Origin of the sequence: Aeromonas enteropelogenes, from assembly GCF_000819845.1 — a bacterium.
Lineage (GTDB): Bacteria > Pseudomonadota > Gammaproteobacteria > Enterobacterales > Aeromonadaceae > Aeromonas > Aeromonas enteropelogenes.
Map to the genome: position 1 here is coordinate 38,607 of NZ_CDCG01000004.1, position 15,377 is coordinate 53,983.

13 protein-coding genes are annotated in these 15,377 nt (G+C 63.0%); 7 read left to right on the plus strand and 6 right to left on the minus strand.

Annotation, left to right across the window (positions count from 1 at the left end):
- Positions 1 to 81: 81 nt before the first annotated feature.
- From katG to BN1123_RS01415, 3 genes are all read left to right on the plus strand, one after another.
- A complete protein-coding gene (gene katG / locus BN1123_RS01405; RefSeq protein WP_042024994.1) occupies positions 82 to 2,259 on the plus strand; it encodes a catalase/peroxidase HPI in 2,178 nt (725 codons plus the stop codon).
- Positions 2,260 to 2,449: 190 nt separating this feature from the next.
- The gene (locus BN1123_RS01410) at positions 2,450 to 2,845 is read left to right on the plus strand and encodes an acyl-CoA thioesterase (RefSeq protein ID WP_042024995.1); all 396 of its coding nucleotides are present in this window, start codon (positions 2,450 to 2,452) and stop codon (positions 2,843 to 2,845) included.
- Positions 2,846 to 2,877: 32 nt separating this feature from the next.
- Entirely contained in the window at positions 2,878 to 3,591 is a 714-nt protein-coding gene (locus BN1123_RS01415) for a hypothetical protein (RefSeq protein WP_042024996.1), read from the plus strand.
- A gap of 51 nt (positions 3,592 to 3,642) precedes the next feature.
- On the opposite strand, the gene tyrS is transcribed toward BN1123_RS01415, so the two are convergent.
- Complete coding sequence (tyrS, locus tag BN1123_RS01420) at positions 3,643 to 4,911, minus strand: tyrosine--tRNA ligase (protein ID WP_042024997.1); 1,269 nt, start codon at positions 4,909 to 4,911, stop codon at positions 3,643 to 3,645.
- Positions 4,912 to 5,062: 151 nt separating this feature from the next.
- Here tyrS and BN1123_RS01425 point away from each other — a divergent pair, with 151 nt between their 5' ends.
- Positions 5,063 to 5,896 (plus strand): helix-turn-helix transcriptional regulator, encoded by an 834-nt coding sequence (locus BN1123_RS01425; RefSeq protein ID WP_042024998.1) that lies wholly within the window; start codon positions 5,063 to 5,065, stop codon positions 5,894 to 5,896.
- A 9-nt stretch (positions 5,897 to 5,905) separates the two neighbouring features.
- On the opposite strand, the gene BN1123_RS01430 is transcribed toward BN1123_RS01425, so the two are convergent.
- Positions 5,906 to 6,682, minus strand: coding sequence for a substrate-binding periplasmic protein (locus BN1123_RS01430; RefSeq protein WP_042025001.1), 777 nt, complete (start codon positions 6,680 to 6,682; stop codon positions 5,906 to 5,908).
- Between the two features lie 149 nt (positions 6,683 to 6,831).
- Positions 6,832 to 7,905, minus strand: coding sequence for a hypothetical protein (locus BN1123_RS01435; RefSeq protein WP_042025002.1), 1,074 nt, complete (start codon positions 7,903 to 7,905; stop codon positions 6,832 to 6,834).
- 222 nt (positions 7,906 to 8,127) lie between these two features.
- Here BN1123_RS01435 and BN1123_RS01440 point away from each other — a divergent pair, with 222 nt between their 5' ends.
- Positions 8,128 to 8,445 carry a DUF1496 domain-containing protein gene (locus BN1123_RS01440; protein WP_042025004.1) on the plus strand — a complete coding sequence of 106 codons (318 nt, stop codon included), beginning with the start codon at positions 8,128 to 8,130 and terminating at the stop codon, positions 8,443 to 8,445.
- Positions 8,446 to 8,739: 294 nt separating this feature from the next.
- Here the strand turns inward: BN1123_RS01440 and BN1123_RS01445 are convergent, their stop codons facing one another.
- On the minus strand, positions 8,740 to 10,185 hold the full coding sequence (locus BN1123_RS01445) for a catalase (RefSeq protein ID WP_042025006.1): 1,446 nt from the start codon (positions 10,183 to 10,185) through the stop codon (positions 8,740 to 8,742).
- Between the two features lie 161 nt (positions 10,186 to 10,346).
- Between BN1123_RS01445 and BN1123_RS01450 the strand changes: the two genes are divergently transcribed.
- Both BN1123_RS01450 and BN1123_RS01455 read left to right on the plus strand, forming a co-directional pair.
- A complete protein-coding gene (locus tag BN1123_RS01450; protein ID WP_042025007.1) occupies positions 10,347 to 10,838 on the plus strand; it encodes a GNAT family N-acetyltransferase in 492 nt (163 codons plus the stop codon).
- Positions 10,839 to 11,702 (plus strand): AraC family transcriptional regulator, encoded by an 864-nt coding sequence (locus BN1123_RS01455; protein ID WP_042025008.1) that lies wholly within the window; start codon positions 10,839 to 10,841, stop codon positions 11,700 to 11,702.
- Between the two features lie 74 nt (positions 11,703 to 11,776).
- Here the strand turns inward: BN1123_RS01455 and BN1123_RS01460 are convergent, their stop codons facing one another.
- Both BN1123_RS01460 and BN1123_RS01465 read right to left on the minus strand, forming a co-directional pair.
- Positions 11,777 to 12,364 carry a superinfection exclusion B family protein gene (locus tag BN1123_RS01460; RefSeq protein ID WP_026455989.1) on the minus strand — a complete coding sequence of 196 codons (588 nt, stop codon included), beginning with the start codon at positions 12,362 to 12,364 and terminating at the stop codon, positions 11,777 to 11,779.
- Positions 12,365 to 12,482: 118 nt separating this feature from the next.
- Positions 12,483 to 15,347 carry a valine--tRNA ligase gene (locus BN1123_RS01465; protein WP_042025009.1) on the minus strand — a complete coding sequence of 955 codons (2,865 nt, stop codon included), beginning with the start codon at positions 15,345 to 15,347 and terminating at the stop codon, positions 12,483 to 12,485.
- Positions 15,348 to 15,377: the final 30 nt, after the last annotated feature.

Here is a 15,377-nt window from a genome sequence, read left to right on the forward strand (position 1 = left end):
CGGCTGTAGGCGCACAGAATATGCAATAACCCTGTGCCATGCTGTTTCAGGTTATTGACCATAAAGTAAATGAGGACAGCGATGAGCAAACATCCAGCAAGTGCCCCCGGAAAATGCCCGGTCATGCACGGTGGCTCCACCTCGGTCGAGACCTCCGGCATGGCATGGTGGCCGAAGAGTCTTAACCTCGACATCCTCCATCAGCATGACAGCAAGACCAATCCCCTCGGGGCCGGTTTCAACTATCGGGAGGCCCTGAAGCAGCTCGACATGGCCGAGCTCAAACGGGACGTGACGGCCCTGATGACCGACAGCCAGGATTGGTGGCCCGCCGACTGGGGCCATTATGGCGGCCTGATGATCCGCATGGCCTGGCACTCAGCCGGTACCTATCGCATCGCAGACGGTCGTGGCGGTGGCGGCACCGGCAACCAGCGCTTTGCCCCGCTCAACTCCTGGCCTGACAACGCCAACCTCGACAAGGCCCGGCGCCTGCTGTGGCCCATCAAGAAAAAATACGGCAACAAGATCAGTTGGGCCGATCTGATGATCCTGGCGGGCACCGTGGCCTATGAGTCCATGGGGCTCAAGACCTTCGGTTTCGCCTTCGGCCGCGAGGATATCTGGCATCCGGAAAAAGACATCTACTGGGGCTCCGAGCGGGAGTGGCTGGCGCCGAGCAGCAAGCCGGGCGGTCGCTACTCCGGCGAGCGGGATCTGGAAAACCCGCTGGCGGCGGTGATGATGGGGCTTATCTACGTCAACCCGGAAGGGGTGGATGGCCAGCCTGATCCGCTGAAAACTGCGCAGGATATGCGGGTCACCTTCGCCCGTATGGCCATGAACGACGAGGAGACAGTGGCCCTGACCGCCGGTGGGCACACAGTCGGCAAGGCCCATGGCAACGGGGATGCCAAACGCCTTGGCCCCGAGCCTGAAGGGGCCGCCCTTGAGGAGCAGGGACTGGGCTGGATGAACCACAGCAGTCGCGGTATCGGCCGCGATACGGTGACCAGCGGCATCGAAGGGGCCTGGACCACCCACCCGACCAAGTGGGACAACGGCTACTTCGAACTCCTGTTCAAGTACGACTGGTGGCTGCAAAAATCCCCGGCCGGCGCCCATCAGTGGGAGCCCATCAACATCGCCGAAGAGGACATGCCGGTGGATGTGGAGGATCCCTCGATCCGCTGCAAGCCGATGATGACGGATGCCGACATGGCGCTGAAGTTCGATCCCGAATATCGCAAGATAGCCGAGCGTTTCCGCGCCGATCCGGCCGCCTTCTCCGACGCCTTCGCCCGCGCCTGGTTCAAGCTGACCCACAGGGACATGGGGCCGAAGAGCCGTTATGTGGGGCCCTATGTGCCGGCCGAAGATCTGATTTGGCAGGATCCGGTCCCCGCTGGTCGCAGCGACTATGACGTGGCCGCGGTCAAGGCCAGGATCGCCGCCAGTGGTCTCACTATCGGCGAGCTGGTGACCACCGCCTGGGACAGCGCCCGCACCTTCCGCGGTTCCGACAAGCGGGGCGGGGCCAATGGCGCCCGCATCCGGCTGGCACCGCAGAAGGATTGGCCGGGCAACGAACCGGAGCGGCTGGCCAGGGTGCTGGGCGTCTATGACAAGCTGGCCGCAGAATGCGGGGTGAGCGTCGCCGATCTGATCGTGCTCGGGGGCAACCTGGGCATAGAGCAGGCTGCCCAGGCGGCGGGGGTGACGGTGAACGTGCCCTTCTCGCCAGGCCGGGGCGATGCCAGCCAGGATCAAACCGATGTGGACTCCTTCGCCGTGCTGGAGCCCCTGGCCGACGGTTTCCGTAACTGGCTGAAGCAGGACTATGTGGTCACGCCGGAAGAGCTGTTGCTGGATCGCGCCCAGTTGATGGGGCTGACGGCCCACGAGATGACGGTGCTGGTGGGCGGGATGCGAGTGCTGGGCACCAACCATGGCGGCACCCTGCACGGGGTCTTCACCCACAGGGCGGGCGCCCTGACCACCGACTTCTTCGTCAACCTGACCGACATGGCCTACCAGTGGGTGCCGGCCGGCAACAACCTCTATGAGCTGCGGGAGCGCAGCAGCGGCCAGCTGAAGTGGACGGCCACCCGGGTGGATCTGGTGTTTGGCTCCAACTCGGTGCTGCGGGCCTACGCCGAGGTCTACGCCCAGGACGACAGCAAGGAGAAGTTCGTCTGTGACTTCGTCAGAGCCTGGAACAAGGTGATGAACGCGGATCGCTTCGATCTGCTGGACTGAGTTCCCTGAAACCAAGCCCCGCATGGCCTGCCGTGCGGGGCTTTTTGGTGCCCGGCCGGCCAGGTTGCGACACGCCATGGCGGTGACGAGCACCGCGGCATGTACCTGTCCTTTTGGGTCTCTCATCGGGTAACATCTTGATCCATCAATGATGGCGAGTCGCCAATCCCTGCTGACAAGGAGTCACCCCATGCTGGAAATGCAAATCCACCCCCGTTTTCAGGAGACAGATGCCCTCGGACACATCAACAATACGGTGCCGGCGGTCTGGTTCGAATCGGCGCGGGATCCCCTGTTCCGGATCTTCTCCCCCGAGCTGGACGTGCACAACTGGTACTTGATCATCGCGGGCTACACGGTGCAGTTCAAACGGGAGCTGTTCTACGGTCAGCCGGTCCTGATCAAAACCGGGGTGCGCCGCATCGGTTCAAGCTCCTTCACGCTCTGGCAGGAAGCCTGGCAGGGAGGCGAGCTGGCCGTCACCGCCGAGACGACCCTGATCCATTTCGATTACCAAACCCGCCAGTCCCTGCCCCTGAGCGAGACCCATCGCGAGGGGCTGCGAGCCTGGCTGATAGAGAGTTAACCCTGGCCTTGATGGCCAATGACAGGACACTTATGCGCAATACCGTGATCGCCCTGAGCCTCGGCTTGGGGCTGGGACTCTGTTCCCTTTCTGCCGTGGCAAGTCCCCTTGAAGAGCAGTTCACCCTGATGGAGAAGGGGGCCGATAGTGCCCTAGATACCCGGCTACTGAGTTACGACGGCGTCGACATCCAGGCCTGGATCGACGGCACCCCCGTCATCATCGCCGTGCCCATCATGAACGAGCAGGGCAAGCAGGAGGGGGAGAGCCGTTACTACTTCAAGGGGGGCAAGCTGTTCGGTGTGAAGGAGCCTGCCGCCCGGTTCGGTTTCGATGACGGGGGCAAGCTGGTCCAGTGGCTGGACGAGAAGGGTCAGCCCGCCGAGTTCGTCAGCAAGATGAGCATGCAGCAGCGCGAGAGCTGGCTCACCAAACGGGCTGCCGAGCTGGCTGGGCTGTTCGCACCCAGCCCGGCGGAGCGCAAGGCGGCCAGCGGCGGTGTCAAGCTCAAGGGGGCCGATCTTGCCCACTGGCTCTGCAGTGGCAAGCTGATGGTACTGGCCGGGGGCGACAAGGTGATCTTCGAGCAGGATAAGCTCAAGGTCGGCGAGCAGGGGATCGCGGGGGAGGTCTCCCTGCGCCAGGAGAAGGGGTGGCAGGATCTTGGCCTCCAGTGTGAGGTACAGGGCACCCAGGTGACTCGCCTCACCTGGCGGCCGCTACCTGGGGCCAACAAGCCGCAATGAGAAAACAGCAAGGGGGCCATGTCGGCCCCCTTGTCGTATCAGTCAGTTGGCTCAATCCAGCCACTCCACCAGATGGTACTGCTTCTTGCCCCGGCGCAGCAGCAGGTAGCGGCCAAACAGGTGATCGCCCCGGCCCAGCTGTTCATCCTGCCGGATTTCGCCGTTGAGGCTGATGGCTCCCGCCGCCAGCAGCTCGCGGGCGATGCGCTTCGAGCTGACCAGGCCGCAGGCCACCAGCAGGCTTGCCAGGTCTGTCTCCCCCTCGATACGGCTGCTCGGCATGCCATCCTGCGCCAGCTGGGCCAGGTCGCTCTCCCCGAGGCGGGCCACATCGCCACAAAACAGCAGCTCGCTGATGCGCCGCGCCGCCGCCAGCGCCTCCTTGCCGTGGACCAGTTCGGTCAGCTCGTCCGCCAGCACCTGCTGCGCCTGCTTGCGTCCCTGCCGTGTGGCATCCTCCGCCTCCAGCTCGTCGATGGCAGCTAGGGGCAGGAAGCTGTAGTAGCGCAGGAAGCGGTAGACATCCTCGTCCGCGGTGCCGAGCCAGAACTGGTAGAAGGCATAGGGAGAGGTGAGCGCCGGATCGAGCCAGACGGCCCCGCTCTCGGTCTTGCCGAACTTGGTGCCATCGGCCTTGGTGATGAGGGGCAGGGTCATGCCGTAGACCTGGGCCTGATGGAGGCGGCGGGTGAGATCCATGCCGCTGGTGATGTTGCCCCACTGATCGTTGCCGCCGATCTGCAGGGTGCAGCCGAGGCGCTGGTGCAGCACGGCAAAGTCCTGGGACTGCAGCAGGGCGTAGGAGAACTCGGTGAAGGAGATGCCCTGATCCGGGCGGGCCAGCCGCTGGCGTACCGATTCCCGCGCCAGCATGGCGTTGACCGAGAAGTGCTTGCCGATGTCGCGCAGGAAGTCGAGGGCCGACATCTGCCCCATCCAGTCGGCGTTGTTGACCAGCATGGGGGCAGCCAGTCCGTCGCTGGCCGGTAGCAAAGCCTTGATCTGGGCCGACAGGCTGGCCACCCAGCCCTGCACGGTTTCGGCACTGTTGAGGGTTCGTTCGGTTGCCTTGAAACTGGGATCGCCGATAAGGCCGGTGGCGCCGCCCACCAGGGCCACCGGGGTGTGGCCAGCCAGCTGGAAGCGGCGCAGCATCAGCAGCGGCACCAGGTGGCCGATATGCAGGCTGCCGGCGGTGGGATCGAACCCGCAATAGACGGTGCGCGGCTCGGCCAGGTGGGAGGCCAGCGCCTCCGGGTCGGAATTCTGGGCGATAAGCCCGCGCCGGGTCAGCTCGTCAAGCAGATGGGGGTTGATCATGGGTGCTCCAACAACAGGGGAAAAGCCCTTATCCTCACTGTTAGGGGGGCCTCGCCGCCATGTCCCCCAGGGGACAGTTTTGCCACTGGCGTGCTAGCATCACAGGGGTATGACGGGGTGCCCTCTTCCCCGCAGCGGGAGCGACAACACCATGACCGGCAGCCACTCATCCAGCACCAACCCATCGCTTATTCCCCACCTGACCGAGGTGGTCGAGGCCCTGCACGGCAGTGCCTTTCCGGCGGCCCTGGTGCGTCTCATCCGCCAGCAGGTGGCCTTCGATTGCGCGCTCTTGTTGGGAGTCGGCCAGCGCCCGGTTTACCTCTATGACAACCTGAGCCATCAGCGGGCCCTGCTGTTTGATCGCTACCTCACCAGCCACTTCAGTCAGGATCCCTTTATGCAGGCGTTGAAGGCGGGCCTGGGGGCCGGGGTCTGGACCCTGGCCCAGGTGTCACAGGGCAGGCTGGATCCCGACTATCGCCAGCATTTCTACCAGGCTACCGGCTGGCAGGAGGAGGTGGGGCTGATCCTGCCGGTGCGCGAGGAGCTGACCCTGGTGCTGTTTCTGGGGCGCCTCGGCAAGCGCCAGAGCCTTGAGGCGGCAGAGCTGGCCAGGCTGGAGGAGCTGTTCCCCCTGGTGCACTCACTTTGCCGCCAGCACTGGCAGCAGGCACAACCGCGGCTGGCGGAGGGGACCGCCCTGCCGGACAGCGCCCTTATCAAGAGGGCGGTGGAGCAGGGGATGGCGAGCGTGGGAGGGGATCTGCTCACCCGCCGGGAGCGGCAGGTGGCCGGGTTATTGCTGCAGGGGCTGGATACCGACGCGATTGCTGCCGAGCTCGGGATTGGCAGCGGCACGGTGAAGAATCACCGCAAGCACCTTTATGGCAAGTTGCGCCTCGGTTCGCGCGCCGAGCTGTTCCATTTCTTCCTGAATCACCTGATCACGGCGCCACAGACTCCCGCCGGAGCGAGAGAGTAATGGCTGCGTTTATTTTATGCGCAGCAGAGGGGACTGGGATTTGGGCAGAGTACTGGCCTGCTGGTAACGGGCCAGCAACTGCTGGAACTCGCGGCTCTGGCGCACCTTGTCCAGTGCCTGCTGCAGGCGGGCGACCTGTCGTTTGTCGGCCAGCGGATTGAAGGCAAAGCAGTTGTCCTGCTCTTCCAGTATGGCGACAGTGACGAAGTCTTCGTTGGGAAAGCCCAGCTCTCTGACCTGATGGCGCAACATCACCTCGTTGCCCGCCACCAGATCGGTGCGTGCCATGATGAGCTGGCGCACCACCTGATCCATCCGCTCGACTGCCATCATGTTGCCCGGGGCCAGTCCCCGGTTCAGCAACAGCTGTTCCCCCACGTCGGCTTGCATGACGCCGATCCGCAGCGGGGCGAGATCCTCCCGGCTGGCGACTTTGGGGGCATTCTGTTTGCGGCCCATCAGGGAGACTCGTGAATTGCTGATGGGGCAGACCCAGAGAAAGTGGGGATCCCGCTCCCGGGTGCGCGCCGTACTGAACAACACGGCATCCGGTTGCTGGGTCAGCAGGTACCAGCCACGAGCCCAGGGCAGAAAGTGGATGGGCTGCTCCGGCTCACCCATCTCGCGCCACATCAGGCGCAGCAGCTCGACGGCCATGCCGATGGATTTGCCGTCCTTGTCCTGGCCATTGAGCGGCATGTTCTGCTCGGAATAGTAGATAAGCGCCGGCGCCGGGAGGGCAATCAGCAGAGAGAGCAAGGCGAGAGCCGCGAGCAGGTGGCGCATGGTGCACTCCTTCCATCGAGTGTGCCTGAGACTATCTAACAGTCTATGTGCCCTTTGCCATAACGTCACAAGCCGGTGATGGATATCCTGCGTCACCGGGCCAATCCAATAGAGCGGAAAAAAACAGGCCACCTTGCGGTGGCCTGTTGTCATTTGAACAGAGCTTCCAGTTCGGCTTCGGCCTGGGTCCGGGCTTCGGTTTGCGCCTCGTCGCTCAGGGGGGCGGTCGCGCTGCTGACCGCTTTGGCCGCCTCCTGGCTGACGGTGGCTGCCGCACTGCTGGTGGCTTGCTTGGCCTGAGTCGTCACCGCCTTGGTGGCCTCCTGGCTGACGGTGGCTGCCGCACTGCTGGTGGCTTGCTTGGCCTGAGTCGTCACCGCTTTGGCGGCCTCTTGGTTGACGGTGACTGCCGAGCTGCTGGTGGTTTGCTTGGCTTGAGTCGTGATCGCCTTGGTGGCCTCCTGGCTGACGGTGGCTGCCGCGCTGCCGGTGGCTTGCTTGGCCTGGGTCGTCACCGCCTTGGTGGCTTCCTGGCTGACGGTGGCTGCCGCGCTGCCGGTGACTTGTTTGGCTTGGGTCGTGACCGCCTTGGTGGCCGCCTGGCTGGTGGAGGTCGCCACGCTGTTGACGCCCTGTTTGGCGGTATCGGCGATGGTCTTGCCAGCCTGCTGGCTCAGGGCATCGGTGACGCTGCCTTGGGTCCCATTCACGACGGTGCCGAGGATGGCATTGCTGCCCGCACCACTCAGGGTGGCGGCTGCCTGGGTGATGGGATTGCTCTGCCAGCTTTGCATTGCGCTTGGCCAGACGGGAGCCGTGGCCGCCAGATTCTCACCGAAGGTCTGGGTAGAGCCATCCCCTTTTTGCAGCAGCACGGACATCTGGTTGGTTTGCGAGTTCCACACCATGCCGGCCTGCTTGGCGATGTCCGGCACCGGGGCGTAGCGGGAGATCACGTAGAACAGGGGGCCCTCCTGCTGCAGCTCGTTGGCGGTCTTGAGCAGCTGCATGGTGGTGTCGTAGTTGGGGCCGAGGATGGCGGTCATCCGATCCTTGATCAGCGGTTGTTCGAACAGATTGACTTCATTGGGGTCGAAGCCGACCAGTGGCTTGAGCAGGGCCCACATCAGCTGGCTGGTGGGGCTCATCATCAACAGGGGGGCAACGCAGGCAGACAACATCAGGCTCAGGCAGGCCGCCTTGAGCAACGGCATGATACGCATCGGGATAATATCCAATAACGATTTGATAAATAAGGTTATATTTTGTCTTGAAACGACAAATTCACCGGGAGTGTGCAGCTGGCCGCGAGATGCTGCCGGCGGGCGCTGGCAGGCTACCATATTGGTTCCGGAATACCAGCAGGTCGTCTATTTATCAGTCAAGTAAACCCGGGGAGTGGTCGCTTTCTGAAAAGAGCTTCAACAGAAAACAGGATGACCCCTATGAGATACCTCTTGCCCTGCCTGCTGGCGCTTCTCTGGCAGGCCCCTGCGCAGGCCTCGTTGAAGACGACGGTCGTGGGTGATTCGGCTGGCACCGAGCTGGTGTTGCCGCTGAACGCCTTGTCGGAGCGTATCTGCTGGTACCAGGATCAGAAATATTCTCAGGGGGCGCGCATCCGGCAGGGAGATACCTGGCTGGAGTGCGGGCCGCAAAACGAGCTGGAGAGCAATGGCCCCCTGATCTGGCGCTCCCCGGTGGAGGCTAGTGCCGAGCCGGCGAGGGACAAAAACCGTCAGACAATTACCGTCGGCCAGTGAGCTTTTCTTGATCCAGCTAAAGACACAGACGTGATCCATATCGCATAATGCACCTCCTTTCATCTCATGGCTGGAACCTAAGAAATGGCTCGTCGCTCTTCCAATGCACAACGTCGTCGCAGTAGCTGGTGGTACAAACGCCTGTTGGCCAGAGAGCGGGAAGAACGGGAAGCACGTTCCGTCCGGGATTGATGCAGCATTGAAAAACGGAGCCTCGGCTCCGTTTTTTGTGCATGACAACTGTCGATGGTACAAACGGGGGCCCTCGGGCCCCCGTATTTATTGGTTAATTGCTTAGCGCTGCAGGGCGGCCAGGGCCAGCTCGACCCGCTTGGCGTACTCGGGGTCGGCCTGCTCGAAGTGGCTGAGCTGGGCCGCGACGATGGCGTCGTCCTCCACATTGACCAGGGAGCGGGCCAGGTTGGCGGCCAGGCGCGCGCGCTGCCCTTCATCCATCAGGCGGAACAGTGCCCCCGGCTGGCTGTAGTAATCGCTGTCGTAGTCGCGAAAATCGTAGTGCAGCGCCGCCCCTTCCAGGCTCAGGGCCGGCTCGTGCTGGCCGCTCGGGGTCTGGGTGCCGAAGCGGTTCGGCTGGTAGTTGGGGTTGGCGCCACCGTTGCCATCGCTGCGCATGGCGCCATCACGGTGTGCGGTGTGGAACGGGCAGCGCGGGGCGTTGACCGGCAGCAGGCCGTGGTTGACCCCGAGGCGGTAGCGCTGGGTATCGCCGTAGGAGAACAGCCGCCCCTGCAGCATGCGATCCGGCGAGAAGCCGATGCCGGGCACCACATTGGCCGGGGTGAAGGCGGCCTGCTCCACATGGGCGAAGTAGTTGTCCGGGTTCTGGTTGAGTTCCAGCACGCCGACCGGGATCAGCGGGTAGTCGCCGTGGGGCCACACCTTGGTGAGATCGAACGGGTGCACCTTGCTGGTGTGGGCCTCGGCCTCCGGCATCACCTGCACATAGACCTTCCAGCGCGGGAAGTCGCCACGCTCGATGGCGTTGTAAAGGTCGGCCTGGCTGGTTTCCCGATCCTGACCGACGGCGGTGGCGGCCTCTTCATCGGTGTAGAAGCTGTGGCCCTGCTCGGTCTTGAAGTGGAACTTGACCCAGAAGCGCTCGTTCGCGTCGTTGATGAAGCTGAAGGTGTGGCTGCCGTAGCCGTTCATCTCGCGCAGGCTCTTGGGGATGCCGCGGTCGCTGAACAGGATGGTGACCTGGTGCAGGGATTCCGGGTGACGGGACCAGAAGTCCCAGGCGGCGGTGGCGCTGCGCAGGTTGGTGCGTGGGTCGCGCTTCTGGGTGTGGATGAAGTCGGGGAATTTCAGCGGATCGCGGATAAAGAAGACCGGGGTGTTGTTACCCACCAGATCCCAGTTGCCCTGCTCGGTGTAGAACTTGAGGGCGAAGCCGCGCACGTCGCGTTCGGCGTCGGCGGCCCCCTTCTCGCCCGCCACGGTGGAGAAGCGCAGGAACACCGGGGTCTGCTTGCCGATGGCGTTGAACAGGTCGGCCTTGCTGAACTGGCTGATGTCGTGGGTCACGGTGAAGGTGCCGTAGGCGCCCGAGCCCTTGGCATGCACCACCCGCTCCGGGATGCGCTCGCGATCGAAATGGGCCAGTTTCTCCAGCAACCAGACATCCTGCAGCAGGACGGGGCCGCGCGGGCCGGCGGTGAGGCTGTTGTTGTTGTCGACGACGGGGGCGCCGTTGGCGCTGTGCAGGGTCTTGTCGGTCATGATGCTTCTCCTCGTTGATATGGGGTCCAGCCTACGGATCACGAGACAAAGGCGCCAATGGGCCTTTCCTCACCTTTTGATAGGCATTGCAAATGGGTGTGGCAGGGGGTGACCGGACCCTTGTGATGCTGCATGATGAAGCTTTCGAGAAGGAGCCTCAGATGCATATCACCATCCGCCATGCCGAACCGGCCGACGCCCCCGCCCTGCGGGATCTCTACGCCATGCCCAATGCCCAGGCGGGCACCCTGCAACTGCCCTATCCGACCCTGGGGGTCTGGCAGAAGCGGTTGGAGAGCGGCAGCGTGGTGGCGCTGGTAGCGGAGGTCGATGGCCTGCTGGTAGGGAATATTTCACTCCATATCGAGCCCAACCCCAGGCGCAAGCATGTTGCCTCTATCGGCATGGGGGTAAGGGATGATTGGGCCGGCAAGGGGGTAGGCTCGGCTCTGCTGGCGGCGGCGCTGGAGATGGCCGACAACTGGCTCAACCTGCACCGCATCGAGCTCACCGTCTATACCGACAATCAGGCGGCGCAAACGCTCTATCGCAAGTTCGGTTTTGTGGAAGAGGGGCTGGCCCGTGGTTACGCCTTTCGCCAGGGCGAGTATGTGGATGCCCTCTACATGGCGCGGATCAGGGAGGCGGGCTGAGTGGTTGTCGACTATCGGGCCAGATTGCGGCCGGTGATCCGGGCGCTGGAGCAGGATCCCGACCTTTCCATCGAGGCGTTGGCGAGCCGCGCCTGCCTCTCCTTCTACCACTTCCACCGGGTGTTTACCGCCGTGGCTGGCGAGACGCCAGGGGAGATGTGCCGGCGCCTGCGCATGCAGCGGGCGGCCTGGCAGCTCTGTTACACCGACGCCAGCGTCACCGCCATTGCCCTCGGGGCGGGGCTTGCCAGCTCCCAGGCGTTTGCCAAGGCGTTTCGTCGCCACTACGGCTGCACTCCGGGGGAGTTTCGCCGCGACAAGCGCAAGAATGGACACCTGGAGAGCAAGGAGGGACACGCATGGGATGACCTGCTCCCTTATGCTGAAGGCCAGACATCAGCAAGGAGCAACACCATGAAAACTGTCGAGATGGATGCCCGTACCCTGGCCTATATCCGGGTAACCGGTCCCTATGGCGAAGGATATGACGCCGTCTGCGGCCGGCTGCACCAGTGGGCGGCCGTGCGTGGCCTGGAGGGCGGGGAGTGGATCTTCATCTACCACGACAACCCGGAGGTGACGCCGCCGGCCCAGTGCCGCACCGACATCGGCATCACGGTACCGGCCGAGGTGTGCGGCGAAGGGGAGGTGGAGACCCAGCTCATCCCCGCCGGACGCTATGCCCAGTCCCGCTACCTCATCACGGATCGCAGCCAGTACGGGCCGCGCTGGCAGGAGCACATCGGCGACATAGTCGCGGCCGGGCTGGAGTTTGGCGACGGCCCCTGCTTCGAGCTCTACCACAGCGTGAGCAACGATCCGCTGCAGGATGACGTGAGCTTCTGCTCCAGCCTCAAGGGGTAAGCCACAGGGCTGATAAAAGACGGATAAAACAGAGCCGGACAGTGTCCGGCTCTCTTCTTTTCGGGAAGCGGCGTTTAGCGCTGGAAGCTCTTCTGGGCGAACTTGGGACGGGCATTCATGATCTGCTCCACCTGCTCCTCGCTCATCTTGCCGCGGGAGAGGCCCAGCACCTTGTAGGTGAGCAGCGGCCGGGCTGGCAGGGCGATCATCAGGGCACGGATCTGGTTCTCGTCATCCTTCTCCCGCAGCGGTCTGCCATAGGCGTAGGTGAGCACGCCGGCATCCATCAGATTTTTGACGGCAGGTTCGGTGATCGGCAGGTTTATGACGCTTTTACGCTGCAGCACGAACTCCCGCAGCACCGCCTTCTCGTTGAAGTCGAGAAAGCCGATCATCTGGGCCAGCTGATCCTGCTGGCGGCGTGATTGCCACTCCTCGCAGCCCCACTCCCAGGCGATGAGGAATCCCTGGCTACAGAAGTAGGAGATGGCGATCAGCATGCCGACCCCCAGCCAGGCCGCGTGATCCGTGGCCCACTGGCTGACGGCGCCGTTCATCAGAGCGGCCGGAAACAGCAATATGATGCTGCAGCAGAGCAGTAACCAGACCATCAGCCAGTTAAGGCGGTTCAGTTGATAGAAATGTTGGATCCACCGTTTCATCGCTCATCCTTCCCAAACTGTTGTGGATAGTGAGCAACACTCAGCAAAGGGTGTGCCAATGCAGCACAAATAAAAAAGCCCCCTTGGCAGGGGGCTTTTCGGGACCGGACGGGTCGACTTACAGGGCGGCGATTTCGGCCTGCTGGGCTTCCAGCTTGGTCAGCTGGAGACGGTAATCTTCCAGCTTCTCGCGCTCCTTGGCGATGACCGCTTCCGGCGCCTTGGCGACGAAGGCCTCGTTGCCGAGCTTGCCTTCGATGCGGCCGCACTCACCGACCAGCTTGGCGACTTCTTTGGCAAGACGGGCCAGTTCGGCATCCTTGTCGATGAGACCGGCCATCGGGATCAGCAGCTCGGTGGCACCGATCAGCTTCTTCACCGACAGGGGCGCGGCTTCACCTTCGCCAAGCACGCGGATGGATTCCAGACGGGCCAGGGACTTGAGGAAGGCCTCGTTGTCAGCGGCGCGCTCAGCATCCTTGGCATCGCACTTGAGCAGCACGTTGAGGGGCACGCTCGGCGCCACATTCATCTCGGCGCGGATGTTGCGGATGCTGACGATGAACTCCTTCACCCACTCCTGATCTGCCATCGCGGCGTCGTCCACCTTGGCGGCGTCGAACTCCGGGAAGGCCTGCATCATGATGGTGTCGGCGTGCACGCCGGCCAGCGGGGCCACCGACTTCCAGATGGTCTCGGTGATGAACGGAATGATCGGGTGCGCCAGACGCAGCAGGGTTTCCAGCACAGTCACCAGGGTGTGGCGGGCAGCGCGCTGCTCGGCCTCGGAACCCTTGGTCAGCACCGGCTTGGTCAGCTCCAGATACCAGTCACAGAACTGGTTCCAGATAAATTCGTACAGCACGCCGGCCGCGATATCGAAGCGGTAGGTATCGAGTGCGGTACGGAAATCGCGGATGGCCACCTGCAACTGGGACTGGATCCAGCGATCCGCCAGGCTGAACTGCATCTCGCCACCATTACCTTGCGAAGAGAAGCCGCAATCCTGATCTTCGGTGTTCATCAGCACATAGCGGGAGGCGTTCCACAGCTTGTTGCAGAAGTTGTTGTAGCCATCCAGGCGCTTCATGTCCCAGTTGATGTCACGACCGGTAGAGGCGAGCGCCGCCAGGGTGAAGCGCAGGGCGTCGGTGCCGTGGGCGCCGATCCCTTCCGGGAACTGCTTGGCGGTGCGCTTGGCGATCTTCTCGGCCATCTGTGGCTGCATCATGTTGCCGGTGCGCTTCTCCAGCAAATCTTCCAGGCTGATGCCGTCGATCATGTCGAGGGGGTCCAGCACGTTGCCCTTGGACTTGGACATCTTCTGGCCTTCTTCGTCACGAATGAGGCCGGTGATGTAGACGGTCTTGAACGGCACTTGTGGCTGGCCGTTTTCGTCCTTGATGAAGTGCATGGTCATCATGATCATCCGGGCGATCCAGAAGAAGATGATGTCAAAGCCGCTCATCAGCACGTCGGTCGGGTGGAAGGTCTTGAGCGCTTCTGTATTGTTCGGCCAGCCCAGGGTGGAGAAGGTCCACAGGGCGGAGCTGAACCAGGTATCGAGCACGTCTTCGTCCTGACGCAGTACGGTCACGGACGGGATGTTGTGCTTGGTACGCACTTCCTCTTCGCTGCGGCCCACATAGACGTTGCCGGCGTCGTCATACCATGCCGGGATGCGGTGACCCCACCACAGCTGGCGGGAGACGCACCAGTCTTGAATGTCGCGCATCCAGGAGAAGTACATGTTCTCGTATTGCTTGGGCACGAACTGGATGCGACCGTCTTCGACGGCTTCGATGGCGGTCTTGGCCATGGGGGCCACGCGTACGTACCACTGGTCGGTCAGCATCGGTTCGATGGGCACGCCACCGCGATCGCCATAAGGCTGCTGCAGCACGTGATCCTTGATCTCGTCCAGCAGACCCAGCTCTTCCAGCTTGGCCAGGATCGCCTTGCGGGCAGCGAAGCGCTCCAGACCGGCGAACTCGGCCGGCAGGGCGGCGTCGTAGGCAGTGCAGGGGTTGCCGTTGGTATCGACCACTTCGGCCTCGGCGCGCACATGGGCGTCCAGGGTGAAGATGTTGATCATCGGCAGGCTGTGGCGCTTGCCGACTTCGTTATCGTTGAAGTCGTGGGCCGGGGTGATCTTCACGCAACCGGTGCCCTTCTCCATGTCGGCGTGCTCATCGGCGACGATGGGGATCAGACGGTTCACCAGCGGCAGCAGGATGTGCTGGCCGATCAGGGCCTTGTAACGGGGATCTTCCGGGTTCACGGCCACCGCGGTATCGCCCAGCATGGTCTCCGGACGGGTAGTGGCAACGATCAGGTAATCCTTGCCCTCGGCGGTCTTGGCGCCGTTGGCCAGCGGGTAGCGCAGGTGCCACATGTGGCCCTTGATCTCGCGGTTTTCCACTTCCAGATCGGAGATGGCGGTGTTGAGCTTGGGATCCCAGTTCACCAGGCGCTTGCCGCGGTACATCAGGCCATCTTCGTAGAGACGGACGAACACTTCCTGCACGGCGGCGGAGAGCCCCTCATCCATGGTGAAGCGCTCGCGCTCCCAGTCCACGGAGTCGCCGAGACGGCGCATCTGGCGGGTGATGGTGCCACCGGACTCTTCCTTCCACTGCCAAATCTTGTCGATGAAGGCATCACGGCCGTAATCGTGACGGGTTTTGCCCTCTTCGGCGGCGATCTTGCGCTCAACCACCATCTGGGTAGCGATACCGGCGTGGTCGGTACCCGCCTGCCACAGGGTGTTCTTGCCCTGCATGCGGTTGTAGCGGATCAGGGTGTCCATCAGGGTCTGCTGGAAGGCGTGACCCATGTGCAGGCTGCCGGTGACGTTCGGCGGCGGGATCATGATGCAGAAGGAGTCTTTGCTGGTATCACCGTGGGGCTTGAAGTAGCCCTGAGATTCCCAGTGCTGGTAGAGCGCCTGTTCGATGGCGTTGTGATTAAAAGTCTTTTCCATGGTCTCGCCGTATTCTGGATGGATGGATGG